The 582-nt window shown below is 43.3% G+C and carries 1 protein-coding gene; it reads right to left on the reverse strand.

From position 1 onward, the window contains the following. A partial coding sequence (locus ACFIQC_RS10175; RefSeq protein ID WP_375707163.1) for a hypothetical protein occupies nucleotides 1-582 on the reverse strand: 582 nt, incomplete at both ends.

Consider the following 582-nt stretch of genomic DNA (forward strand, 5'->3'; position numbering starts at 1 on the left):
GCTACAAGAGCATGCAATTGATCTCTTATAATCGCATCTATTGTGTTTTGTTGTCCATACTCAGGATAAAGTGATGACCAAGAACTCAATTCCTTTGCGCGTGCCTCATAAAGAAAATTTGCCGCGGCGTCAAAATCACTGGATTTATTTTGAAACGACTTAACAGAATTATTAAAAAATTCACCAAGACGCATATCGTGCTGCTGCTGTTCCTCAGCTTGTCTTAGCGCTTCTTTCTGTTCCCTAATATACGCATCTTGCTTTTGAATCTTATCTAACATCCACGCCACTAAACGAACAGGGTCCTCACGTAGGTCTGGGGGTGCATTTTCACCTTCAACCATTGGCGTCTGGGATTGGGGTTCATAAAACTTTACAAGCGCTTCACGGGCTTGTTTGGCTTGTTGCTCCATACGCTGCTGTTCTATACTAGGAACAATCTCTGAAGGTTTTTCAACGGGCTGTGCAACCGGCTCTGGAGAGGTGACATCATCATTATCAATCGTTTCACCATCATAAGTGCCAGCATCAAAAGAGCTCTCATCATCAAAGACCGGTGCTCCAACTCTGTAATCTTCATTC

The organism is Bartonella sp. AA126HLJHH, from assembly GCF_042197425.1.
Classification (GTDB): Bacteria; Pseudomonadota; Alphaproteobacteria; order Rhizobiales; family Rhizobiaceae; genus Bartonella.